Source organism: Rahnella sp. ATs2, assembly GCF_051851855.1.
In the GTDB taxonomy this organism is placed as follows: Bacteria; Pseudomonadota; Gammaproteobacteria; order Enterobacterales; family Enterobacteriaceae; genus Rahnella; species Rahnella variigena.
Genome location: NZ_JBLYPL010000022.1, coordinates 42,647 through 63,188 on the forward strand (window position 1 = coordinate 42,647; position 20,542 = coordinate 63,188).

Consider the following 20,542-nt stretch of genomic DNA (forward strand, 5'->3'; position numbering starts at 1 on the left):
ACAGTTTTGATTTTCAGAAATCAATATCAGCGGACGGCAAGAGAGCGGGGACCGGTTTCAAGGTGAGCCCCTTTAATCTCGGTTCCGGCCTGAAGGGCTTTTTTCAGCTCGTCACTTTTCACCTTGTTTACGATCTGGGTGTACGACTCAACAAAATCGTCAGGCAGTGACTCTTCATCATCCACAACCAGACGCAGTGATCCTTTGCGCGCACTAAAGGTGTTGGTGGCCGTTTTAACGCTGTCACTGCCCGCGGTGATCATGCAATCAAGAATGTATTTCTTGAGCAGTTCAGCCTGATTGGCCCACATCTTTTTACGTTCAGCTAGACGTTTGGCTTCCGCGTCGCATGTTTCAACGTTACCCAGGAATCCACGAACGACAGCCATTGTTGCGTCCAATTTGTCACCCAGCATGCCCTCCAACCCTTCAAGGGTGTCCGCGATCATTTCCGGAGTCAGTTCGCCACCTTCTGCCAGCGCCTGAAGCTTTTTCATTTCAACGGCTAAATCGATGGTGCGTGTGCTCATGCTGCTTCCCCTTTATCAATGAATTTGTTCAGGCACTCGGTTTTGATTTCTTCCAGACGTTTCAAGCGGCTTTCGAGATAACGGACATATTCAGTATCGTTAATCCCTTTGGCGCTTTTGATGTGAACGCCAATTGTTCGCGTGAGGGACGAGGCAATTTTGGTCACTTCGTTGGCTGTGACTGCCGTACGCATTGTTTCGGTGTTGGCAGTAAATTTCTCATCCAGTTCTTTACGTACGCGTACCGTATCTTCAGCCTTATCGCTGGCATTTTTGATGCTGTGCTCAATCGCGTTATCAGCCAGGTATTCAGGCATATCGTGCCAGCCCAGCCAAACATCAGCAGAGAAACCGAGCATAGATAGCGCTTTTTTAATGGCATCCGTCAGGCTCTTTTTATGTGCCTCTCCATCGGTCTTAATCCCTTTATTGTTTGTCTTGTACAAGTAAGGGGTGGATCCGTAAGCTTCCAGCTCGCCGCGGACATCACACTCAATCGTGTACCAGAACTTGATACGTAAAATATGGTTCTGTTCAAAAAGGAGTGTGCCATCGGCATCACGCAGCAGAACGCTCCTGACGAACTTATTGTTCTCGTAAATGGCATCGGAGAGAGGCGCGCCGTTAATCATGCGATCTTCAACAATCTCATAGCCCCATCCGGTACCAACAGGTCCGAAGATCTCCGTTGCGCGCATGAACATGTATTCCGCATTAATACTGGTGCCTGTGAAACCGGCACCTTCAAGCGGTTTCGTATAGCGCGGGTCGGTACTCTGGACTTGTTTCCAGATATGCAGGTTTTCCAGCTCTTCTTCTGATTTCTCTGAGAGACCCTTTTCCAATGCAGCGGCGCGCTGTTTGAAATCATCTTGTGCATCGTCCCCAGTATTTTCAGGTAATGAAGGTTTAACCGTTTCAAGTACGGATTTCTCCTGATCTGTTTCAGTTTCCGGTGAGTTTTTTGCGGTTTCGGCCGGCTTTGTTTTGATCTGGGATTTTTCAGATTTACTTTGGTTAGTGCGGTCAGTGATGTAGAAATCTACTCGCTCGGCTATGAATTTGACCCGATCAGCCATGTCAGGGATCCATGACTCAACAACATCGAGCGTCAGGTGGTGGATTTCATCAGCCCTGAGGTAGCTGGCTGCGTTACAGGAGATTTCGAAATCTTCAGCAAGCTGTTTAACAAGGAATCGCGCGCCGAGTTTTTTCTCTGTCAGCAGCTTCGCCATGTCATCAGCTGATGCGACGTTGGTTTTCCCGGTAACCAGATCCCGGATATGAATCTGCAACTCGGTAGGTTTATCTTCACTTACTTCCGTTTCTTCGCCCTCACTTGAGGCCCCGTTACCGACTAAGCCTTCAACAGAGAACACGCCTCCGCCCAGATTCTGAACTTTTGCGGCTTCCGGCTGGTAGTCAGGTAACAACGGGTGACCATGAAGCTTACTGCTGACGTAATCCCGGCGAGCATCGGCATCCCGAATGAGTTTCAAATCTTTGTGTCCATCGGCCATTAACGCCCACAGTTCGCCACGGGGAATATTCAGGATCCCCGGCACTACACGTAATGAGGTTACCCAGCCGCGCCATGCAGGGTCACGGTTTTGTTGGATTTCTTTTGCGCTCCGAATGTCAGCGGCTTTTGCTTCATCAGGATTGATACCCATCACATGCAGGGCAACTTCCAAATTCAACGTGTCATAGGTGCGTGGCAGGTCAGCATTTGTTTTAACCGGTTCACGCTCGTCAGGTTTAGCTACCCATTTCTCAGCAAACTTTTTCACATCATCAGCGTTATCGAATGGAGGAAGCTGCGCGCGCATAGTATCGATCAGTGTCACCACTTTTTCCGGATACATAGCCTTTATGGCAGGAACCACGGCCAGACCATCGATAATTGCGCGGGTTTCATCTGGCGCTTCGTCATCCGCCAAAATATCGATTGCATTAGATAGCTGCTCTGCGTCCAGTTCGGCAGGCTCTGCGCCGTACATCAGCACATAAGCAATTCGTTCGTGTATTGGCAGGTCGAAAATAACGCGCGCGCTGGCCAGGGGATCGGATAACTCATCCTTCGGGGCCGTGGGAACGTGATCGAAAGTCTTCGCTTCATCGTTCCAGATGTTGCATTCAAGCCAGGTGTTATCAAACTCATCAACAGAAGGGCGCCCGTTGATGTCGGCGGTCAGTTCGCAGATTTTGGGTTTGAAAAAGTTATCACTGCCATCAGAGAATGATTCCTCCAGCAACATGGTTGCTTTCATTTCTGCAATTTTTGCATTTTTTGAATCAATGCAAGTTGCAATGGGGACAGCGCCATTTGTGGCAGCTGATTTCTTTGGATAAAAGGCACATACATAGAATGGCATTGGTCATTTCCTCGCTTCGTTATTAGCTTGAACACCTTGGAGTAAAGATTTAATTTCTTTGTCGATATCACCAACGGCTAATTCATTACTGGCAAGTAACTCACCTTTCTTTTTATTTAAGTAAGATAGTGCGCCATTAATTAAATCAACCCTTGGGATGCTTACTGTTATATCTTTGGTACCCAAAAGAATATAACCCTCTAGCAGATCGGTAATATCTCCGATCATTAGATGAATCTTATACTTATCATCCCACAAATCTTTTTTGGCATAGATGTATACCTTTTCAGTTACCGTTTCAGGTAGCTCCGTTTGCATAATCACCTCGTTACGCACTATAATCACGGCGTCCAGTGGTGGAAGCCATTGGTCATACCTCGCTGAGTTCGGTTTGGTCGCCGAACTCGCCGTCGCTGGGACGTTAAGCCGGTAGAATGGCCCGCCACGTGCGGGCTTTTTTACGTCTGTATTGGGATGAGCCCTACTTTCGGGGCGTTGGTAGGGCTCATCTCAATACGGCCGGATATACCGGCCTACAAATTAATGCCGCGCCATGCTTCTTAGTAACGATGCCAGCAACAAATCAGCAATTGAGAATCGTGTACTGCGTTCAAAAGTTCGTTCCTCAGGCAAACCATGAGCATGCGAAAATGCCGCTTTGACTGCATGTTCTTCACAACAATATTCACCAAGAGTTTTACCATCAGCCGTTACGATAGATGGAGCATCTTCTTTAGAAAAAGCCTCAATTAAATACCCAATAACTTTTTCTTTTGTAGAAAGAACTCTAATGCCATTGAAAATTTCCGTTACGGTAATATGTGCTTCGATAATCATTGGTCATACCTCGATAGTTAGATTCGATTAATTAAATACCCGCATATTTAAACGCGTTATATCTGAATTAAAAGTCCACTTAATATAAGTAGGCTTTAGGGCGGCGCGCCGTGGCGCTGATCTTCACAGTTGCGCTTTTTAACGCTGCAATTCACGCCGTTCTAAAACCTGCTTAAAGAAAAGTGTTGTGGTGGGTTTTTGCCGGTTACGCTCCGGCGTCGTTTTTACGACCGTTCTTTCACGAGGCAAAACCCATTCAACCACTTACCACCACAACGTAAAGAGCACTGGGATTCCATAGCTGGTAATTTATTCGCGCAACCCATTATGAGTTGCGGCCAGATCCGGCGTGGCCAGAGCCCTTTACGTTGCGCCCTGACATGCAGGGCAGCGGTAAACTCACTGAACGGAAAGCTGCGCAATGCGCATGTAACGCTGACGAGTATTTAACTGCGCCGGAGGGTTGCCGTTTGAGAAGGAAAAGGTTTTACCGGCTGGCCATTCTTCTTTGTAAACGCGAACCATCTGAATACGGCCAACGTAAACAATGTTTCCAGACTTGCGAACTGTGGCTTTAATTAATTTAGACATCCTTGCATCCCCATTAAGTGAAATCGCCATTGGTCATACCTCGCGTTCTTTCCCGCCGTCAGAACTGTTACCCCGAGGCTGCTGTGCCGTCGATGGCGTTAAGTTAACTTAAGCTAACAGGCGTGGCAAGATGTTTAGTTAAATAAATCTAACAAAAAGTGCGTGAGAAATATAACCAGTTGTTTTTAAAGTGGTTTAAATTTGATTATTTTTTCTGGCTTCAAGTAGCTCATTAAAAAGCTTATTCAGACCTTCAACCTTGAAACGAAGATTGGTCATGTGCTGATCTTTTTCTGATTCAGGCAGGGAATTGAAGAGCTTCAGAAGTTCTTTTTCAATTTCACTAAGAGGAGGGTTTGGTTTTTCTGCTTGTTCCGGGGTTTGGTCCTTGTCGCCAAACAAGATCCAAGTTGGTGTGCAACGTAAAGCTTCTGCAAGGGTAAATAAATTCTTACCACCTGGTGTGCTATCCCCGCTTTCCCACTGCGAAATTGTGACATGCGATACCCCCACAACCTGAGCAAGGCTGCGTTGAGTGTATTTCATGTCTTTACGCCGCGATTTAATGCGGTCACCGAGTGTTTGCATAGTTAGATAATTCTAAATTTTCTTGACTTAAATATCTTGAACGCATAATTTGTTAACTAAATCTAACAAAGGGGTTCAGCAATGTTTAAAAAAGATGCAATTAAGTTTTTTGGGAGCGCCTCTGCCGTTGCCAAAGCCGCGGGCGTGAAGCCACCTTCTGTATCTGCTTGGAAGGAATTAATTCCAGAACGCCGTGCTCGCCGCCTCGAGTTAGCTTCAGGCGGCGTTCTCCGTTACGACATGGATTTGTACAGCAAAGATAACTCGTCTCAACATTAAGAGCTGATTTATGGAAATCAAACACAACCACATCAGAGACGCGCTGCGCAGCTGGGCAGGTGAAGTCTCACAAAGCCAGGTAGCAATAAAAATAACGAAAGCGTATTTCGATCTCGGTCTGCATTCACCTGTTCTTCAAATCGTTGAGCATGTCGACGGCACCGTCGATTACGCCGCACTCCACAACAACAAGCAGCAGATTTTCCGCTGGCTGGACAGTGACCGTCCCCGCGCAGTTCAAAACGTCGAACAGCTCTTACCGGCGATCCTTGCCGCGCTGCCCGCAGAACTGCGCGCCAGCCTAATCGCCGGGAACTCAGTCGAATATCTGGCAACGCTGGCGATGAAAGCCAACCAGAAGCTGATCAGTTCAGTCCTTCTGCGCGCTCCACTTTCCGATTTTGATTCTGATTGCGAAGCCTGGGAGAGGGTATACGCGTCGCTACAGCACAGCGTTCGCGGTTTATTGCATTAAAGCGAGGTATGACCAATGGCCAAATTTTCAAGAGAACAGATTGAGCAGCAAATTAACGCGCATTTCGTGCGTGAAGGCATTGAGAAGGGCGTAGCCATGACACTGGCAATGCGCGGCGCAGATCACTACTGCGATAGCACTAACGCGACGGTAATCAGCAGCATCGCACACGCAAAAACGTTCCTGAAATCCACCAAGCGGATCAAGGGCGCGCCGGATATCAAACGTAATCAGGGGAGGGCGCGCCGATGAAATGTTTACGCTGCGTAGAAGGGCAATTCCGATATGGCGATATGCCGGTAACAAAGCCCTTCATGCGTGTATTGGTTCGCCAGATCAACAAAGAGCGCGCCGAAAAGCAGATGGCGCGCCAATGCAGGGCATTTGAGCAAGTTGCCGCAAGGCAAGGCTGGTAAGCATGGCAAGTAGTTGGATAAAGATTGAGGTCATCACGCCGGATAAACCGGAGATTTTTCAGATGGCTGAGATTTTGAATATCGACCCTGATGCTGTTCTCGGAAAGATGATCCGTGTCTGGGCATGGGCCGACCAACAAACGATAGACGGTAACGCAAAAGGTAACGCTGCGAGCGTTACACGTTCGGTACTTGATCGCGTTACTTGCGTGTCAGGTTTTGCGAATGCACTCATCGATGTGGGTTGGCTTGCAGAAATGGATGGGAGGCTATTTTTCCCAAATCACGAACGCCACAACGGAGAAACATCGAAAAAACGGGCACTTACAAATAGTCGTGTTACAAAATTGCGCGATAAGAAACGCAACAGTAACGCTGAATGTAACGCAAGTGGCGTTACAGGTGCGTATCAGAATGCGTTACCAGAGTTAGAGGAAGAAGAAGATAAAGAACTAAAAGATAAAACCCTTTTGTCGGGCGCTGAAAAAAAACAGCACCCAACGAAGAAGAACGCGTCGGGTTCTTACCCTGAAGAATTTGAAACTCTCTGGCATGAGTACCCAAAGCGCGAAGGTGGGAATCCGAAAAACAAAGCTCACTCATGCTGGAAAGCCCGAAAGCTGGAAGGGGTGAGCGCGGAGGCGATGCTCGAAGGGACGCGGCGATATCGGCAGTACTGCGAGATACGCGGTCAGGCTGGTACGGAATACGTGATGCAGGCACAGCGGTTTTACGGCAAAGAGCGTGCCTTTGAAAACGACTGGCAGGTAAACACCGGGGGATTGAACCATGCAAAAAACATCGCAAGCAATGCCGGCAGCAGCGGCGAATCGATTGCAGAACGGCAATTACGAGCTGGTCGCGAACAATGGGCTAGAGAGCGCGGACTCGCCAGCGTGGCGCCTGTGGGAGCTCATGATCAAAATCTACAGTACCCGATGGATAGCCAAGAATGGCAATCGTCCCTCGGACCTCTGGGAGAAACAGATCGGGATTATGACGAGTGACCAGATCACTCGAGTCTGTAACGCCTGCATTGAGCGTTGTGAAGCTGGCAGTACGTGGCCGCCAGACTTCGCTGAATTTATCGCACTGGTCACTGAGGTCGGCGGCGGCCTGGTCGGGCTTACGGTTCGCGATGTTATCGCTGAATACAAACGCTGGAAGTCCGAGTTATGGCGCTACGGCACGTCAGAACAATTCCCGTGGCGCAATCCGATTCTGTATCACATCTGCGTCGAAATGCGCCGCGAAGGCGTAGAGCGCCGACTGACTCAGCCTGAAATGGACAAACTGGCTGCGGTGAAACTTGCGCGTTGGGAAAAGAAGTTAGCCGCAGGTTATTCGGTACCGCCCATCCGCCGACAAATTGCCGCACCCAAAACGCCAGCGGGCCCGACACCGGCCATGCAGATGGCGGCAGGGAAACGTTATGTCGAATGAGTTTGAACCAGTCGATGACGCCAGCAGGCCAGTCGAGCTGGATGAAGAACTGGAATGCCAGCTGCTGCAAGCACCAGCCGGGCGCCAGATGTTAGCGAAGTTAAAATTCAACAGTGAGGAATGAAAATGCAAAGAGAAGTGCTTTGCGATTATTGCTGCCAGCCCGCAGATCTTGTGACAGGTCGTGAGATTTACCCATCCCGTCGCGATCTGGTATCGCTCAAATTTTGGGCGCGCACCCCATGTGGCGCTTACGTCGGTTGCCACCGCGATAGTAACAATTTGCCATTAGGTCGCTTAGCAAATGGGGAGCTTAGAACTTCAAAGCGGCTTACCCATGCTGTTTTTGATCCGCTATGGAAAAACGGAACCATGCGCCGAGCAGAGGCTTACGCTTGGCTTGCAAATGAATTGAGCATTAAAGCCCGCGAGTGTCACATCGGAATGTTTGACGTTGAAATGTGTAAACGTGCACGGGAAGTAATCAGAAATAAATCTAAGTAAATTAGCGAGGTATGACCAATGAGCACGACCGTTGAAAAAATACTGAATGAACTGCAGGAAACAGGGAAGGCAACAGCTCTGCTAGTTGCGGATTCTCTGGGGCTGGAACCAGGGATCGCAGTGGCGATGCTGAATAACCAGGTCAAAACTGGAAATGTGATATGTCTGAATGGGTTTTACTCAATCACCGAGAAAGGCCGTGATTATTCTCCTGAAACAGCTGCGCCAGCAAAAACCAAAAAATCGGCCAAACCTCGTCTGGTGAAAATGGCCAGTGCCAGTAAAGCTGAAGTGATACCGGCACCAGTCGCTGAGCAACCAGCTACAGAAACCACCGAGCTACCGAAGGTAATCTGGGGAGCTGATGATTTCCTAACGCTAAATATCCCGACGCCTGAATATCTGACCAAACAGATCCGCAAGCATGAAGCCAACGCCAAACGGCTGAAAAAACTCCGCACCACAATTCGTTCCCTACAGCGCCAAAATGCCCAGGCGGTGCGCCATGTCTGATACCAACAATCTGATTCAGGAAGTTCGTCCGCTGCAGGATGACGGTTGCGATTACACAGCAACATTCATCGACCGCTGGAATTGCGCCGCGCGGGCACGCAGCCGCGTACCTGCAACCCCTGCAGTTAAACCGGTACCGGTTACCGAAGCCGCTAAAGCAAGCGGTGTGGTTGTGAAAATCGGCAACCGAATTTCCTACGGGAAGCGGGTCACGATGGGGATCTATCAGCTCCACCTCTCAGGGAAAACCGATCGGGAAATTGCTCGAGCACTCTGCATGTCTGAAGACTCCGTAAACCATCTGCTCAAGCGCGGCACTCCGGCCCGCAAGTCACTCTTCATGAAGTGCGCGGGAGCGCCTTTGCCGACCGAATCCGAAATCATGCGTCACTTGGCAGCGGAGAGCAAAGCATGAAAAAGCTAACCCTTGAGAAAGCACAGGAGCTGCTCGAATTTCTGAAAGGTAAAGCCGCCAACGGCGACATAACGATCTCGCAGGAAAACTACCTGCAGGCAATTGAACTGGCGGTAATGGTCCTTAATGCACAGGAAGATGCAGAAAAATATGGGACTGGTTTTGTTGCTTGCTTTTCCGGCGGCGAAGTCAAAAAGGGAGACCCTGAAAAGGTCCGGATCAGTTTTACCGATTCAGGCCTCGGCTACTTCTCTCAGGCACGTGGGGGGGAAAGTGCATCAGTAATTCCTGAAGGTTATGCACTTGTTCCGATTGAGCCGACAGAACATATGGTCGTGAATGGCTTTGAATCCGAGCCTGATAAGTTCTTCAGCCCAAGTGATGTATGGGAAGAGTACAAAGCCATGAGCGGATGCAGTCAGGCTGCTCATCGCGCGAAATTGTGCTGGGCCGCCATGGTTGCCGCCGCCCCGAAACCGGAGGCTCCATGAGCAAACACTGCGAAAACTGCGGTTGTGCTATTCGGTCCGGGTACTGCACCAACTGCCAGGAAGAAGCGTATATCGCTTTCGTTCAGGCACCTGAAATGGATTTCAGCCGTGAGTTTATGGATAAGGCTTGGGAGCAGGTTACCGGTCAGAAAAATTCAGAGCAGGGAGAACGCCGATGATCTGGCCTACTGAAGTGATGCATTGTGCATCGTCGGTTTTTCCTGTGCATTCAATGACAGGCGAACAGCAGCAAATTTTACTGGCAAAAATGAACCGCATGTTTTTAAACCGGTTCAAACCTGCTGATATTCAAAAAACTGCCCACCAATGGGCGCGACGCCAGGCGATCATCGATGCGCATCCTGATATTCAGGACGGGCTGGTAGTGGTTGGGTTTGCTGGCGGCGGCGGTAGTTGCGAGGGCATCAAGCAAGCTTTGGGTTATGCGCCCCATATAGCGATGAACCACAACAAAGCGGCCATGGCAATGCACAAGATGAACCATCCTGAGACGCTTCACTACCCTGAGGATATTTTCAGTGTGGATCCTGTCGTGTCTACCGGCGGCCTGCCCGTTCTCCTTGGATGGTTTTCTCCAGATTGTCGCCATTTTTCAAAAGCAAAAGGCAGCACACCAGTTAAAAAAGAGGTGCGCGGCCTTGCATGGGTTGTTATCCGCTGGGCACTTGCTACGCACCCCAAAGTCTTGATGTTGGAAAACGTCGAAGAATTCAAAACATGGGGCCCGCTTATTTATCGTGATGGAAAAGCCTTCCCTGACCCTGAACGCAAGGGGGAAACATTTCAGGCATTCATCAGCATGCTGGGCGCAGGTATTCGGGCCGATCACCCGGCTCTCGCTGAGTGTTGTGAATTTTTAAAAATCGATATTGACGGCCCCGAAGCTACGCAGCTGATTGGCGGGCTGGGGTACAACGTCGATTACCGTGAGCGCAAAGCCTATATGTCTGGGGCTCCAACTATCAGGAAACGCCTGTACGTCATTGCCCGCGCTGATGGTCACTCTGTGGTTTGGCCTGAGGCTGAATATGGCGATCCGAAATCCGCCGAGTTCCCGGCTGGAAATTTGAAACCCTGGCGCACAGCTGCCGAATGCATCGACTGGTCAATCCCGTGCCCGAGCATTTTCGAGCGCAAAAAACCGCTGGCCGAAAACACACTGAAACGTATTGCGCGTGGTATCCAGCGATTCGTGATTGATAATCCCACGCCGTTCATCGTGAAGTGTAATCACACCAGTACCAAATCAGTTTACAACTGCTTCCGTGGACAACCTTTGGATGAGCCATTACAGACTATTACCAAAACCCACGGCTACGCACTCGTCACACCGCACATCACCAAATTCCGCACAGGCGCAACCGGGCAAGAATGCGATGAACCACTTCCGACGATCACTGCTGGGAGTTCAATACGCCCTGGTGGAAATGGGCATGCGCTGGGAATGGTTGAGGCAACTCTGTTACCTTTCATTGCTGGCGCTGGTGGTTCCGAATATCAGGGGAAACCGCGTGCAGCTGATATCCCGCTTCACACGGTGATGAAAGAGTCACATTCCGCACTTATAACACCAGTCATTGCCCGAATCGGCCAGACCGGTTTCGGTGGTGATCGCATGGCATATGAAGCTGGCAAACCGCTGACCACTGTAACCAGCAAAGCAGAACATCTTCTGGTGGCACCAGTGATCGCCCGCCAGTTTGGCAACAGCGTCGGTCACGCAGCTGATGAACCAAACGGCACTATCACTGCGGGCGGTGGCGGTAAAAGCCAGTTATGCACCGCGTTCCTCGCAAAACACTTCGGCGGTAATTACACCGGGGCTGGCGCCTCGATGGATGCACCGGTGCACACCGTCACTACTACCGATCACCATGCGTTGGTTACCTCCAACCTCATCAAACTTCGCGGCACCTGCAAGGACGGCCAGCCAGTCACCGAACCAGCCCCGACCATTACGGCCGGCGGCCTGCACATCGGCGAGGTGCGGGCTTTTCTGCTCAAGTATTACGGCAATGAAAAAGAAGGCGTCAGCCTGAACGAGCCCTTGCACACCGTCACAACCAATGACCGGTTCGGTCTGGTCACGGTTGAGGGGGTCGATTATCAGATCGTCGATATCGGTATGCGTATGCTTACCCCGCGAGAACTGTATAACGCGCAGGGATTCCCGGCTGACTACATTATCGATCGCGGTCCAGACGGGGAAAAGATATCCCAGAAAGACCAGGTAGCGCGCTGTGGTAATTCAGTTTGCCCCACAGAGGCCTGTGCACTCGTTAAGGCTAACGTTAAGGGGTTACTCCATGACTGAGGCAACCAGCAAACCAATCCTCGATATGTGCTGCGGATCCCGGATGTTCTGGATGAACAAACAGGACCCGCGCGCTGTGTATCTTGATGCCCGAAGCGAATTGCATGTGTTGTCTGATGGGAGAAAACTGGAGATTAAGCCGGACATGCTTGGCGACTTCCGGCGGCTGCAATTCAATGATGGTCAGTTTGACCAAGTGATATTCGATCCGCCACATCTTCGCCGCGCTGGGCTCAAAGGCTGGATGCGTAAAAAGTACGGGCAGTTGGACAAAGAGAACTGGCGTGATGACCTCCGGGCTGGGTTCGCCGAAGCTTTTCGCGTGTTGCGTCCACACGGCACATTGGTTTTCAAGTGGAACGAAACGCAGGTCCCCGTTGCCCAGGTAATCGCACTGACGGACCAGAAGCCAACAATTTGGCAGCGCACCGGTAAAGGCGACAAAACTCACTGGATCCTGTTTTTGAAGGAGGGTTTAGCATCACAGGCAAAATAATCAACTGTGAAAAAGCAATTTCAGGGCCATCATTCAGGTGGCCTTTTTCTTATTTTTGCGCGGCCAAACCAAATTAAACTTGAAAAAAGAGTCCTTAAAAATTACTGTGTTTATATACAGTATCGATTGCTGGCCCTGACACTCAGAAAGCCGATCCGTGTTGGTTACATCCTGCACAGATATGGTTACCTCGGGACCTGGAATGTCTTTAAAAAGAGGTAGCGATGATAAATCACTTAATAATCAACGGAGTTAAATTCACACTCCCCGAAAGTGGACGAGTGCTCCTTCAGATGACCGGTGGTGATATTGCCGACGCAGAAATACTCAGAGATGATCAGCACGTTCAATCCCTACAGGCATTTTTAGAGATTGCCGAGTTTGCAGGATACCAGGTAATTCCTCCCGAAAATGATTAACCAAAATCAATCAGTCACGGTATAATCCTAAAGTCAGCCTGAACAACTGACGCCCCGTTTTCTGCTGTGCCATTACTCGCGAAGAGGTGAGAAATGGCGCAATTAGCATTTATCAAAGCATCCAACGACACTCTGATACCCGCCAATCCGGATACCAGAGATTTCGTGCATTCAAAAATCAAACTCGGTGATGTGCTCACGTCTGAGTTTAAAAAATCACGCAACCCAAAATTTCACCGCCTTTACTTCTCCCTCCTCAATCTGGGTTTTGAATATTGGACACCGACCGGCGGCGCTATATCACCGGAAGAGAAATCTCTCATTCGCGGCTACGTTAATCATCTGACAGAATTTGCCGGACATGGTGAAACGCTCAACTCGCTGGCAATCGGATACCTCAATAAAGTACGCGCCCAGCGTGCTGACCGAGTGACGTTGATTAAGTCGTTCGATGCATTCCGTCGCTGGACCACTATTGAATCGGGGTATTACACCGAACTGGTAATGCCAAACGGCGTGACTGCGAAAGAACCTGTCTCGATTTCATTCGCAAAAATGGACGAGACAGAGTTCGCAGAACTCTATAAAGCCACACTGAATACCCTCTGGACGTGGATCCTCAATAAAACCTTCAGCTCCCCCGAAGCCGCTGAGAATGCTGCAAGCCAGCTAATGAGCTACGCCGCATGAGCAAATTAACCAAAGCGGCGCGCGGGCGCGAATGCCAGATCCGAATTATTGGCGTATGCAACGGAAACCCCGAAACCACGGTACTGGCGCATTACCGCCTGGCCGGAACGTGCGGAACCGGCTGTAAGCCACACGATGAACAGGCCGCGTGGGCGTGCAGTGCATGCCACGACATCTGCGACGGGCGAACAAAGTCAGATTTGGATTACGATACTTTGCGTCTCTGGCACGCCGAGGGCGTAATGCGCACACAGCAGATTTTGAGAGATGAGGGGATCATTAAATGAATACGCAGCTGCTGCAATACGCACGAATTGAACTGACCGCGGCATTAATGGATCTCTCAGGAGGAACAAAAGGGCAGCTCGAGGCATTCAGTGAACACCCGCCGGCCGATAAAAATCACTATCCGCGCCAGCACATTCATAAAGTGCAATTGGAGGGTAAGCAGGTTCGCTCTGAGCGTTCGCCGACTTACGCACTCGAGACTCGCAGTCGCGTCCGGCCTTCGCCACCGATGAAGGAATTCGAGTTTGCATCCTGTGCCTGGCGCCGTGCTGTGAATGCGTTACCGGCGCACCAGAATTCATGGATCAGATATTGCTACGGATTTGACCTAAATTTTGAGCATCAGAAAAACATCTGTGAGGCCGTTTGGCTGGCGTATCAGAATAACCTTCCCGCCGGGCTGCTGGCGAAAACAAAAAAGCGGCTGATCTCTTTGGTTTGGCTGGCGGTTCAGGATGTGGCGGCAAAGAATAAAAACGAGTCTTACAAGGAGTACGCTGGCGCGGCGCTGGCAACCCTGATGGCTATTTCACGCTCAACATGGTGTGAGGTCTACAGCCCGCACTGGAAGGGGCTTAAATTGGCTGTTTCGGAGCTGGATAACGTTTCATTAATTCAAGTCATAAAAGTTAAAGAAGGGAGCGTTTTCGAAGAAGTTATTGAGTAGTTCTTGCAAAACCGAACAAATTGAGCGATATTTAAGTCTACTTTGGTATCTTGCCAAAATTGTATGAACCCGCCGATGTGCGGGTTTTTGCGTTTCTGGAGGATAGAAAAATGCATCAGTAAACGGAAAGATCGCAGGCGTCAGCCAACACAGTAGTAGTGATACTGTCCCGAGTCCCCATAGAGGGAGCCAGATGCAGGCCCGAACTGCAATATGCGCTGGTGAGGGTTATTAAAGAAGAAGGCATACCGGTAAAGCAGCACGCTAGCCATACGCGCACCGGTTATTAGCGGCGAGGAGCGACAGAACACCCAATGGCATGGGTGCGGCCACTGCGAAAAGTGGCAAAAAATTTCAGGCTGCGCATTTGCGTGGCCTTTTTTATGACTAAGCACAGCCAACTTAGATGTTGGAGGTGGAGCTATGAGAATGGACAAATTAACGACCGGAATTGCTTACGGGGCGGCTGGTTCAAACGCAGGCTTCTGGCTTTACAGTCTGTTGAATTCATTCAGCCCCGAGCAGTGGACAGCTATCGGCGTTCTTGGCGGTCTTTTCTTCGCCCTGATTACTTGCCTGATTAATGTCGGTTTCAAAATCTGGGACCGAAAACACAACATGGTGCGTCGTGACGAGGACTGAGCATGGCAAGTCTGAAAACAAAACTCAGTGCCGCAATGCTGGCGCTGATTGCTGCTGGCGCCTCGGCCCCGGCTCTGATGGGTCAATTTCAGGATGAGAAAGAAGGTACAAGCCTCATTGCCTACCCTGATCAAGGCGGCGTCTGGACAATCTGCGGCGGCGTGACGTATGTGAATGGCAAGCCTGTACTTAAAGGCATGAAGCTAACGCGGTCACAGTGCGATGCTATCGACAAAGCCGAGCAAGCCAAGGCGCTGGCGTGGGTTGATAAAAACATTCACGTTCCACTCACTCCTCCCCAGAAAGTCGGTATCGCTTCCTTCTGCCCTTGGAACATCGGCCCGGGGAAATGCTTCCCTTCGATGTTCTACCGCAAAATTAACGCTGGTGATCGCCTCGGAGCATGCGCAGAGATTAAACGCTGGATCTGGGACGGTGGGAAAGATTGCCGAATTCGGGCGAACAACTGCGCGGGTCAGGTCATCAGGCGTGATCAGGAAAGCGAACTGACGTGCTGGGGGCTGGATAAATGACAATGAGAGCATGGATTATTGTTGGCGTGGAACTCTTGCTCTCGGCGATGCTGGTTTACATCCTGCTGGGTGAGGTTAATAAACAAAGCGCCCGGGCTGATAAAGCAGCGTCGCTTGCACAACAGCGGCAAGATACGATTAACGACATGCAGGTGCGACAGCGCGATGTTGCTGCCCTTGATGCGAAATACACTGGAGAACTGGCAGATGCTAAAGCCACTATTGAAAAGCTGCGGGGTGATGTTTCTGCTGGTCGTAAGCGGCTGCAACTTAACGCAACCTGCTCGCACACCGACAAATCGCCCGGCACCACCAGCCTGGATGATGGCACCCGCGCCAGACTTACTGACGCCGCTCAACGGGATTATTTCACCCTCAGAGGGCGAATCGAAACCATTAACAAGCAATTGACCGGCATCCAACAATACGTGCGTGATCAATGTCAAAAATAATATGTTTTATTTTGAAATATATTGAATGCTCTTGAAATAGTCCCAATAACCCAAATGCGCAAGAACAATTCTGGCGCCATCGTTATAACTTCAAGGGATCACCATGAAAGACGGTATTTATTATGTTGTATTTAGCAGCAATCATAATGATGTAGGGAATGGCACTGTTGTAGCGAAGGATGGAGCCATTAATGGTGGGGATTTCGGATTTACATATCAGGGTAAAGTGCATGGTAATGTGCTTGATTTACATGTCACCCAGCACGATGCTCGGGCAACAAATGTTATTCCTGGCTTAAATCGCTACACAATTAATTTGGTATTGGAAGAGGTTGATGGCGGCTATAACCTGAAAGGTTCTGTGAATGAGGCGCCACAGGCACAGCTTGTCGTCCGAGCCAAGCATATTGGTAATTTGATATAACTTACCTACAAAATTATAACCGCCTACGGGCGGTTTTTTTATGCCCATCGTAGTGAGTGTTATGCGCGCTCAGTCCAATGTGCAGCAAAGCCTTAAGAGGATCCATGTCAAAGCTCAACCTTGAAATTTTCCCTCCATCTACTGCTGATGTGAACTCTGTTTTTTCTGAGATTGAACACAAATACCGATGGAAGGCGGCAACACCGGAAACGGTCGCTGATATGGAGCGTGAAGCTGCTCGACTCATTCGCCGACTGATCACCACGAAAGTGACGTTCGTTAAATAAACTCCGGAGGGGGTATGACAAATCCCGAGGAAAGCGGCCTTGAACGTGATTACTGCGCCGGACAACTTTCTCTTCGTGATTTGGCTGATATTTACGGCATCAGTGAAGGGGCGATAAGAAAGCGCGCCAAAAAGCACGGATGGGTACGCACTGAAAAGAAAGGTACGCAAAAAGGTACGCAGGTACGCAAAAGCGGTACGCAAAAAAAAACTGTGCGTACCACGGAAAAGCGCGCCACTTCTGACGATTCGGAAAAGAACGCAGCGGGGGGAAGTCGGCCCCCTGAAAATACGAAACCGATTCGAGGCTCGCGTACCGATCCACCGGTTAACGCCTTCAAACCGAATAATCAGCTCTCCCTCAAGCACGGCGGCTACGCCCGGCGCCTGTTATTGAGTGACGAGGTGATAGAGGATGCAAAGGCGCTTACGCTCGACGACGAACTCTTTCGCTTGCGCGCCAGCAACCTGGTCGCCTCGGAAAATATCGGGCGCTGGAAAACTGAACTTGAAGACGCCAATCCCGACGAGATAAAAGGGCTGCTTGAAAAAATCAGCTCGGCTGACAAAGCCATGATGCGCAATACCGTTCGAATTGAGTCGATAGAGGGCACCACCGCAACAATCCGCAAGGTATTCGCCGACACAAATTATCGTGTGATAGCGGCGGAGAAAGTGGGGCTCGAAGTCGATCGTCTTAAACTCGAACTCGGCGATCCGAATAATGACGCCTCTGGCGGTCTGGATGATTTCTATGCTGACAACCCAACGCCCGTCCCTGAATCCGGCGCTGAGGCCGTTTTGGACAACCAAGGCGAGGAATAAGGTGCTTTACGGTGGCCGCGCTTCGAGTAAGTCGTGGGATGCTGCCGGAATGGCAATTTTTCTCGCGGATAAGTACAAACTGCGTTTTCTCTGCACACGCCAGATCCAGAATAAAATCGATGAGTCTGTTTATGCTCTGCTGAAAATTCAGATTGAGCGCTTCGGACTCAGGCACCGCTTCCGTATCCTCGACAATAAAATCATCAACCGTTTTACCGGTAGTGAATTTATGTTTTACGGGCTGTGGCGCCACGTCAGTGAGATTAAATCTCTGGAGAGCATTGATGTGCTCTGGAACGAAGAGGCCCACGGCATTACCGAGGCTCAGTGGGAGATTCTGGAGCCAACAATCCGTAAAGAGGGGTCTGAATGCTGGTTCATCTTTAACCCAACACTGGTCACGGATTTTGTCTGGCGAAACTTTGTCGTTGATCCCCCCGCTGACACCATCGTCAGAAAGATTAATTACGACGAGAACGGCTTCCTAAGTAAAACCATGCTAAACGTCATTGCGGCAGCAAAGCAGCGTGATCCTGAAGTGTTCGAACATGTATACCTCGGCGTCCCTCGCACCGATGATGATCAGGCGATCATCAAGCTTTCATGGGTTGAAGCGGCGATAGATGCGCATAAAAAACTGGGGTTTGCACCGAGCGGCCGTAAGCGTATCGGGTTTGACGTTGCTGACAGCGGCGCGGACAAGTGCGCCAACGTCTACCGCCACGGCTCGGTGGCTTACTGGGCTGACGAGTGGAAGGCTAAAGAGGATGAGCTGATGAAGAGCTGCAAACGCACTTATCAGGCAGCAGCCGAACGCGGTGCTGAGATCGTTTATGACTCAATCGGCGTTGGCGCATCTTCTGGCTCCAAGTTCGCTGAAATAAACGAGGAGCGAAAGAAGGAAAACCCGTACAACGCTCAGTCCATATCCTTTTCAAAGTTTAATGCTGGCGCTGGCGTGCATGAGCCGGATGACGAGTATCAGCCGGATATCACTAATCAGGATTTCTTCGCCAATCTAAAGGCTCAGGCCTGGTGGATGGTGGCTGACAGGCTGCGCAATACATACAACGCGGTGACCCACGGTGAGAAATTTCCCGTGGACGAGCTGTTGAGTATTGATGGTGACTGTCCTCATCTCGACAAATTGAAGTATGAGCTTTCAACACCGAAGCGTGATTTTGATAAAAACGGTCGCGTGATGGTAGAAACCAAAAAAGACCTGGCGAAACGTGACGTGCCGTCACCCAACATTGCGGACGCATTCATTATGGCTTTCGCGCCTTTAGACAGTTCGATGGAAGTCTGGGGAAAGTTGGGACAGTAAATTAGTAGAAATGGCCTGTTCGCCCGAATATTTGGCTATGCAAAATCACCCACGTTTTATGCACCTTTTATGCAACCCGTTTTGACCCTTTCACTAGGCTTAACAGCGATAAATACGCCTTAAGAGGCGACATTTCAATGTGGCTGCTTCCGCTGGGGCGCTTAAGAACCATTATGTTAAATACCGTTCAATTTCATAAAAATAGCGAGTAATACATGGCCCGTAAAAATCGCCGTTCTGGCGTACAGAAACCCGTACGCACGGCTGACGGGTACAATAATTTCACGGCTAAACTTGGTGGGAATACTGCCAACATTCAGACCGGTGGCAGTTACCAGCCTGGTTACATCTCCCGTAACCGTGTTCAGCTCGAGTTTGCCTATCGCTCATCGTTCCTGGTGGGCGCAGGCGTAGACGCAATGGCTGATGATATGACACGCAAAGGCATTAACATCAGCTCAAAGCTTAAACCCGGCCAGAAGGGAAAATTTGAAACCTTCTGGGATGACATTGCCGTTTGGGACGAGGTGAATAACACACTGAAGTGGTCGCGGCTTTATGGTGGCGCTCTGTTGGTGGTTCTCATTGAAGGTCAGGACATGAGCACTCCGCTCAATCTCGACCGCATCAAAGAGGGGCAGTTTAGAGGGCTGATGGTGTTCGACCGCTGGATGGTTAATCCGAGCTATTACGATCTGATCACGGACTACGGCCCGGACTTCGGAAAACCAAAATTCTATAAAGTGGTGACCAATCAGCAGGGCATTCCGCCGTGGAAAATCCACCATTCCCGGCTGGTGCGCATGGAGGGCGATTCGTTGCCATTCCAGCAGGCACAGACGGAGAACGGCTGGGGAATGTCAGTTGTGGAGCGCATCTTTGAGCGCATTCAGGCTTTTGACACTGCAACAGTCGGTACAACACAGTTGATCCACAAGGCGCATCTGCGCACTTACAGCATCGAGGGATTACGAAAAATTCTCGCGACTGGTGGTGATATGGAAGCAGGATTGATCAAGCACATGGACATGATCCGCGAGTTCCAGACCATCGAAGGGATGACGATCATGGATAAGGGTGACGAATTCCAGACGCACAGCTATTCATTTGCTGGTATCGCCGACGTCATTCTGCGATTCGCTGAGCAGGTCTCAGGGGCGACGGGAATTCCGCTGGTTCGCTTGTTTGGTCAGTCACCCTCAGGATTCAGCACCGGCGACGGTGACCTAGAGAACTACTACAGCCGCGTAAACTCACTGCAGGAACGGCGCTTGCGTCGGTCCATTCGCTGGTTGCTCGATATTTCCTGGCGTTCGCTGTTTGGTGAACCTTTGCCGGAAGATTTCACTTTCGACTTTAATAAACTCTGGGAAATGTCGGACACAGATCGGGCGACAATGGCCAGCAACGTCACGACCGCGCTGGCGACGGCGGTTCGTGATATTGGCATGTCTCCCGCTGCTGCGCTGAGTGACCTGCGCAACATGGCGGATGTGATCGGCATCGGGGGTTCTATTACTGACAAGGATATTGAAGATGCGAAGTCGCAGTGGGAGGAGCCTGAATCTGAAACCGGCGCTCCGCCGACGTTCGGAGATCCAGTATCAGAAAAGCCTACTGGGGATAGTCAGCCAAATAAACGAGATAGTAACTGGCTCTTACGATGGTTCTCAGGCAAGCGCTGACACCATTTCCGGGCAT

Annotated in this window: 31 protein-coding genes; 25 read left to right on the forward strand and 6 right to left on the reverse strand. The window is 50.2% G+C overall.

What is annotated here, in order from left to right; translation table 11 throughout:
• Positions 1 to 26 precede the first annotated feature (26 nt).
• The 6 genes from ACJY2G_RS20710 to ACJY2G_RS20735 all read right to left on the reverse strand — a co-directional run bounded on the left by ACJY2G_RS20710 (position 27) and on the right by ACJY2G_RS20735 (position 4,921).
• Positions 27 to 530 (reverse strand): siphovirus Gp157 family protein, encoded by a 504-nt coding sequence (locus ACJY2G_RS20710; RefSeq protein WP_439292045.1) that lies wholly within the window; start codon positions 528 to 530, stop codon positions 27 to 29.
• Positions 527 to 2,905 carry a hypothetical protein gene (locus ACJY2G_RS20715; protein WP_439292046.1) on the reverse strand — a complete coding sequence of 793 codons (2,379 nt, stop codon included), beginning with the start codon at positions 2,903 to 2,905 and terminating at the stop codon, positions 527 to 529. The genes ACJY2G_RS20710 and ACJY2G_RS20715 overlap by 4 nt, the downstream gene beginning before the upstream one ends.
• Positions 2,906 to 2,908: 3 nt before the next feature.
• On the reverse strand, positions 2,909 to 3,223 hold the full coding sequence (locus ACJY2G_RS20720) for a hypothetical protein (protein ID WP_439292047.1): 315 nt from the start codon (positions 3,221 to 3,223) through the stop codon (positions 2,909 to 2,911).
• Between the two features lie 222 nt (positions 3,224 to 3,445).
• The gene (locus tag ACJY2G_RS20725) at positions 3,446 to 3,742 is read right to left on the reverse strand and encodes a hypothetical protein (RefSeq protein WP_439292048.1); all 297 of its coding nucleotides are present in this window, start codon (positions 3,740 to 3,742) and stop codon (positions 3,446 to 3,448) included.
• Between the two features lie 399 nt (positions 3,743 to 4,141).
• On the reverse strand, positions 4,142 to 4,333 hold the full coding sequence (locus ACJY2G_RS20730; protein WP_439292049.1) for a hypothetical protein: 192 nt from the start codon (positions 4,331 to 4,333) through the stop codon (positions 4,142 to 4,144).
• A 195-nt stretch (positions 4,334 to 4,528) separates the two neighbouring features.
• Positions 4,529 to 4,921, reverse strand: coding sequence for a helix-turn-helix domain-containing protein (locus ACJY2G_RS20735; protein WP_439292050.1), 393 nt, complete (start codon positions 4,919 to 4,921; stop codon positions 4,529 to 4,531).
• A gap of 81 nt (positions 4,922 to 5,002) precedes the next feature.
• Here ACJY2G_RS20735 and ACJY2G_RS20740 point away from each other — a divergent pair, with 81 nt between their 5' ends.
• The 25 genes from ACJY2G_RS20740 to ACJY2G_RS20860 all read left to right on the forward strand — a co-directional run bounded on the left by ACJY2G_RS20740 (position 5,003) and on the right by ACJY2G_RS20860 (position 20,526).
• A complete protein-coding gene (locus ACJY2G_RS20740; protein WP_439292051.1) occupies positions 5,003 to 5,200 on the forward strand; it encodes a Cro/CI family transcriptional regulator in 198 nt (65 codons plus the stop codon).
• Between the two features lie 10 nt (positions 5,201 to 5,210).
• Positions 5,211 to 5,675 (forward strand): toxin YdaT family protein, encoded by a 465-nt coding sequence (locus tag ACJY2G_RS20745; protein ID WP_439292052.1) that lies wholly within the window; start codon positions 5,211 to 5,213, stop codon positions 5,673 to 5,675.
• A 15-nt stretch (positions 5,676 to 5,690) separates the two neighbouring features.
• Positions 5,691 to 5,927, forward strand: coding sequence for a cell envelope biogenesis protein OmpA (locus ACJY2G_RS20750; protein ID WP_439292053.1), 237 nt, complete (start codon positions 5,691 to 5,693; stop codon positions 5,925 to 5,927).
• Entirely contained in the window at positions 5,924 to 6,091 is a 168-nt protein-coding gene (locus tag ACJY2G_RS20755) for a hypothetical protein (protein ID WP_439292054.1), read from the forward strand. Before ACJY2G_RS20750 ends, ACJY2G_RS20755 begins: the two co-directional genes overlap by 4 nt.
• Positions 6,092 to 6,093: 2 nt before the next feature.
• The gene (locus ACJY2G_RS20760) at positions 6,094 to 7,098 is read left to right on the forward strand and encodes a hypothetical protein (protein ID WP_439292055.1); all 1,005 of its coding nucleotides are present in this window, start codon (positions 6,094 to 6,096) and stop codon (positions 7,096 to 7,098) included.
• Positions 7,088 to 7,534 (forward strand): replication protein P, encoded by a 447-nt coding sequence (locus ACJY2G_RS20765; RefSeq protein ID WP_439292056.1) that lies wholly within the window; start codon positions 7,088 to 7,090, stop codon positions 7,532 to 7,534. Before ACJY2G_RS20760 ends, ACJY2G_RS20765 begins: the two co-directional genes overlap by 11 nt.
• A complete protein-coding gene (locus tag ACJY2G_RS20770; protein WP_439292057.1) occupies positions 7,524 to 7,658 on the forward strand; it encodes a hypothetical protein in 135 nt (44 codons plus the stop codon). Before ACJY2G_RS20765 ends, ACJY2G_RS20770 begins: the two co-directional genes overlap by 11 nt.
• Before the next feature lie 2 nt (positions 7,659 to 7,660).
• Entirely contained in the window at positions 7,661 to 8,038 is a 378-nt protein-coding gene (locus ACJY2G_RS20775; RefSeq protein ID WP_439292058.1) for a zinc-finger-containing protein, read from the forward strand.
• Between the two features lie 18 nt (positions 8,039 to 8,056).
• Positions 8,057 to 8,551, forward strand: a complete 495-nt coding sequence (locus ACJY2G_RS20780) for a hypothetical protein (protein ID WP_439292059.1) — start codon at positions 8,057 to 8,059, stop codon at positions 8,549 to 8,551.
• Positions 8,544 to 8,966, forward strand: coding sequence for a helix-turn-helix transcriptional regulator (locus ACJY2G_RS20785; RefSeq protein WP_439292060.1), 423 nt, complete (start codon positions 8,544 to 8,546; stop codon positions 8,964 to 8,966). The genes ACJY2G_RS20780 and ACJY2G_RS20785 overlap by 8 nt, the downstream gene beginning before the upstream one ends.
• Complete coding sequence (locus tag ACJY2G_RS20790) at positions 8,963 to 9,457, forward strand: hypothetical protein (RefSeq protein ID WP_439292061.1); 495 nt, start codon at positions 8,963 to 8,965, stop codon at positions 9,455 to 9,457. The genes ACJY2G_RS20785 and ACJY2G_RS20790 overlap by 4 nt, the downstream gene beginning before the upstream one ends.
• Positions 9,454 to 9,636, forward strand: a complete 183-nt coding sequence (locus ACJY2G_RS20795) for a hypothetical protein (RefSeq protein ID WP_439292062.1) — start codon at positions 9,454 to 9,456, stop codon at positions 9,634 to 9,636. Before ACJY2G_RS20790 ends, ACJY2G_RS20795 begins: the two co-directional genes overlap by 4 nt.
• On the forward strand, positions 9,633 to 11,792 hold the full coding sequence (locus ACJY2G_RS20800) for a DNA cytosine methyltransferase (protein WP_439292064.1): 2,160 nt from the start codon (positions 9,633 to 9,635) through the stop codon (positions 11,790 to 11,792). The genes ACJY2G_RS20795 and ACJY2G_RS20800 overlap by 4 nt, the downstream gene beginning before the upstream one ends.
• The gene (locus tag ACJY2G_RS20805; RefSeq protein WP_439292065.1) at positions 11,785 to 12,288 is read left to right on the forward strand and encodes an SAM-dependent methyltransferase; all 504 of its coding nucleotides are present in this window, start codon (positions 11,785 to 11,787) and stop codon (positions 12,286 to 12,288) included. Before ACJY2G_RS20800 ends, ACJY2G_RS20805 begins: the two co-directional genes overlap by 8 nt.
• A gap of 512 nt (positions 12,289 to 12,800) precedes the next feature.
• On the forward strand, positions 12,801 to 13,397 hold the full coding sequence (locus ACJY2G_RS20810; RefSeq protein ID WP_439292066.1) for a DUF1367 family protein: 597 nt from the start codon (positions 12,801 to 12,803) through the stop codon (positions 13,395 to 13,397).
• On the forward strand, positions 13,394 to 13,684 hold the full coding sequence (locus ACJY2G_RS20815; RefSeq protein WP_439292067.1) for a DUF1364 domain-containing protein: 291 nt from the start codon (positions 13,394 to 13,396) through the stop codon (positions 13,682 to 13,684). The genes ACJY2G_RS20810 and ACJY2G_RS20815 overlap by 4 nt, the downstream gene beginning before the upstream one ends.
• Complete coding sequence (locus ACJY2G_RS20820) at positions 13,681 to 14,352, forward strand: bacteriophage antitermination protein Q (protein WP_439292068.1); 672 nt, start codon at positions 13,681 to 13,683, stop codon at positions 14,350 to 14,352. The genes ACJY2G_RS20815 and ACJY2G_RS20820 overlap by 4 nt, the downstream gene beginning before the upstream one ends.
• A 423-nt stretch (positions 14,353 to 14,775) precedes the next feature.
• Positions 14,776 to 14,994 (forward strand): class II holin family protein, encoded by a 219-nt coding sequence (locus tag ACJY2G_RS20825; protein ID WP_439292069.1) that lies wholly within the window; start codon positions 14,776 to 14,778, stop codon positions 14,992 to 14,994.
• A gap of 2 nt (positions 14,995 to 14,996) precedes the next feature.
• Positions 14,997 to 15,527: a lysozyme gene (locus tag ACJY2G_RS20830; protein WP_439292071.1), complete on the forward strand. Its 531-nt coding sequence runs from the start codon at positions 14,997 to 14,999 to the stop codon at positions 15,525 to 15,527.
• On the forward strand, positions 15,524 to 15,979 hold the full coding sequence (locus ACJY2G_RS20835; RefSeq protein WP_439292072.1) for a lysis protein: 456 nt from the start codon (positions 15,524 to 15,526) through the stop codon (positions 15,977 to 15,979). The genes ACJY2G_RS20830 and ACJY2G_RS20835 overlap by 4 nt, the downstream gene beginning before the upstream one ends.
• A gap of 103 nt (positions 15,980 to 16,082) precedes the next feature.
• Positions 16,083 to 16,403 carry a GrlR family regulatory protein gene (locus tag ACJY2G_RS20840; RefSeq protein WP_439292073.1) on the forward strand — a complete coding sequence of 107 codons (321 nt, stop codon included), beginning with the start codon at positions 16,083 to 16,085 and terminating at the stop codon, positions 16,401 to 16,403.
• Positions 16,404 to 16,507: 104 nt separating this feature from the next.
• The gene (locus ACJY2G_RS20845) at positions 16,508 to 16,690 is read left to right on the forward strand and encodes a hypothetical protein (protein ID WP_439292074.1); all 183 of its coding nucleotides are present in this window, start codon (positions 16,508 to 16,510) and stop codon (positions 16,688 to 16,690) included.
• Between the two features lie 14 nt (positions 16,691 to 16,704).
• Complete coding sequence (locus ACJY2G_RS20850) at positions 16,705 to 17,514, forward strand: hypothetical protein (RefSeq protein ID WP_439292075.1); 810 nt, start codon at positions 16,705 to 16,707, stop codon at positions 17,512 to 17,514.
• Entirely contained in the window at positions 17,444 to 18,841 is a 1,398-nt protein-coding gene (locus ACJY2G_RS20855; RefSeq protein WP_439292076.1) for a PBSX family phage terminase large subunit, read from the forward strand. The genes ACJY2G_RS20850 and ACJY2G_RS20855 overlap by 71 nt, the downstream gene beginning before the upstream one ends.
• A 215-nt stretch (positions 18,842 to 19,056) precedes the next feature.
• Positions 19,057 to 20,526 (forward strand): DUF1073 domain-containing protein, encoded by a 1,470-nt coding sequence (locus ACJY2G_RS20860; protein WP_439292078.1) that lies wholly within the window; start codon positions 19,057 to 19,059, stop codon positions 20,524 to 20,526.
• The last annotated feature ends 16 nt before the right edge of the window (positions 20,527 to 20,542 follow it).

Coding starts and splice junctions, on each gene's coding strand:
- ACJY2G_RS20710 (WP_439292045.1), bottom strand. CDS start 530: ATGAGCACACGCACCATCGATTTAGCCGTTGAAATGAAAAAGCTTCAG.
- ACJY2G_RS20715 (WP_439292046.1), bottom strand. CDS start 2,905: ATGCCATTCTATGTATGTGCCTTTTATCCAAAGAAATCAGCTGCCACA.
- ACJY2G_RS20720 (WP_439292047.1), bottom strand. CDS start 3,223: ATGCAAACGGAGCTACCTGAAACGGTAACTGAAAAGGTATACATCTAT.
- ACJY2G_RS20725 (WP_439292048.1), bottom strand. CDS start 3,742: ATGATTATCGAAGCACATATTACCGTAACGGAAATTTTCAATGGCATT.
- ACJY2G_RS20730 (WP_439292049.1), bottom strand. CDS start 4,333: ATGTCTAAATTAATTAAAGCCACAGTTCGCAAGTCTGGAAACATTGTT.
- ACJY2G_RS20735 (WP_439292050.1), bottom strand. CDS start 4,921: ATGCAAACACTCGGTGACCGCATTAAATCGCGGCGTAAAGACATGAAA.
- ACJY2G_RS20740 (WP_439292051.1), top strand. CDS start 5,003: ATGTTTAAAAAAGATGCAATTAAGTTTTTTGGGAGCGCCTCTGCCGTT.
- ACJY2G_RS20745 (WP_439292052.1), top strand. CDS start 5,211: ATGGAAATCAAACACAACCACATCAGAGACGCGCTGCGCAGCTGGGCA.
- ACJY2G_RS20750 (WP_439292053.1), top strand. CDS start 5,691: ATGGCCAAATTTTCAAGAGAACAGATTGAGCAGCAAATTAACGCGCAT.
- ACJY2G_RS20755 (WP_439292054.1), top strand. CDS start 5,924: ATGAAATGTTTACGCTGCGTAGAAGGGCAATTCCGATATGGCGATATG.
- ACJY2G_RS20760 (WP_439292055.1), top strand. CDS start 6,094: ATGGCAAGTAGTTGGATAAAGATTGAGGTCATCACGCCGGATAAACCG.
- ACJY2G_RS20765 (WP_439292056.1), top strand. CDS start 7,088: ATGACGAGTGACCAGATCACTCGAGTCTGTAACGCCTGCATTGAGCGT.
- ACJY2G_RS20770 (WP_439292057.1), top strand. CDS start 7,524: ATGTCGAATGAGTTTGAACCAGTCGATGACGCCAGCAGGCCAGTCGAG.
- ACJY2G_RS20775 (WP_439292058.1), top strand. CDS start 7,661: ATGCAAAGAGAAGTGCTTTGCGATTATTGCTGCCAGCCCGCAGATCTT.
- ACJY2G_RS20780 (WP_439292059.1), top strand. CDS start 8,057: ATGAGCACGACCGTTGAAAAAATACTGAATGAACTGCAGGAAACAGGG.
- ACJY2G_RS20785 (WP_439292060.1), top strand. CDS start 8,544: ATGTCTGATACCAACAATCTGATTCAGGAAGTTCGTCCGCTGCAGGAT.
- ACJY2G_RS20790 (WP_439292061.1), top strand. CDS start 8,963: ATGAAAAAGCTAACCCTTGAGAAAGCACAGGAGCTGCTCGAATTTCTG.
- ACJY2G_RS20795 (WP_439292062.1), top strand. CDS start 9,454: ATGAGCAAACACTGCGAAAACTGCGGTTGTGCTATTCGGTCCGGGTAC.
- ACJY2G_RS20800 (WP_439292064.1), top strand. CDS start 9,633: ATGATCTGGCCTACTGAAGTGATGCATTGTGCATCGTCGGTTTTTCCT.
- ACJY2G_RS20805 (WP_439292065.1), top strand. CDS start 11,785: ATGACTGAGGCAACCAGCAAACCAATCCTCGATATGTGCTGCGGATCC.
- ACJY2G_RS20810 (WP_439292066.1), top strand. CDS start 12,801: ATGGCGCAATTAGCATTTATCAAAGCATCCAACGACACTCTGATACCC.
- ACJY2G_RS20815 (WP_439292067.1), top strand. CDS start 13,394: ATGAGCAAATTAACCAAAGCGGCGCGCGGGCGCGAATGCCAGATCCGA.
- ACJY2G_RS20820 (WP_439292068.1), top strand. CDS start 13,681: ATGAATACGCAGCTGCTGCAATACGCACGAATTGAACTGACCGCGGCA.
- ACJY2G_RS20825 (WP_439292069.1), top strand. CDS start 14,776: ATGAGAATGGACAAATTAACGACCGGAATTGCTTACGGGGCGGCTGGT.
- ACJY2G_RS20830 (WP_439292071.1), top strand. CDS start 14,997: ATGGCAAGTCTGAAAACAAAACTCAGTGCCGCAATGCTGGCGCTGATT.
- ACJY2G_RS20835 (WP_439292072.1), top strand. CDS start 15,524: ATGACAATGAGAGCATGGATTATTGTTGGCGTGGAACTCTTGCTCTCG.
- ACJY2G_RS20840 (WP_439292073.1), top strand. CDS start 16,083: ATGAAAGACGGTATTTATTATGTTGTATTTAGCAGCAATCATAATGAT.
- ACJY2G_RS20845 (WP_439292074.1), top strand. CDS start 16,508: ATGTCAAAGCTCAACCTTGAAATTTTCCCTCCATCTACTGCTGATGTG.
- ACJY2G_RS20850 (WP_439292075.1), top strand. CDS start 16,705: ATGACAAATCCCGAGGAAAGCGGCCTTGAACGTGATTACTGCGCCGGA.
- ACJY2G_RS20855 (WP_439292076.1), top strand. CDS start 17,444: ATGCTGACAACCCAACGCCCGTCCCTGAATCCGGCGCTGAGGCCGTTT.
- ACJY2G_RS20860 (WP_439292078.1), top strand. CDS start 19,057: ATGGCCCGTAAAAATCGCCGTTCTGGCGTACAGAAACCCGTACGCACG.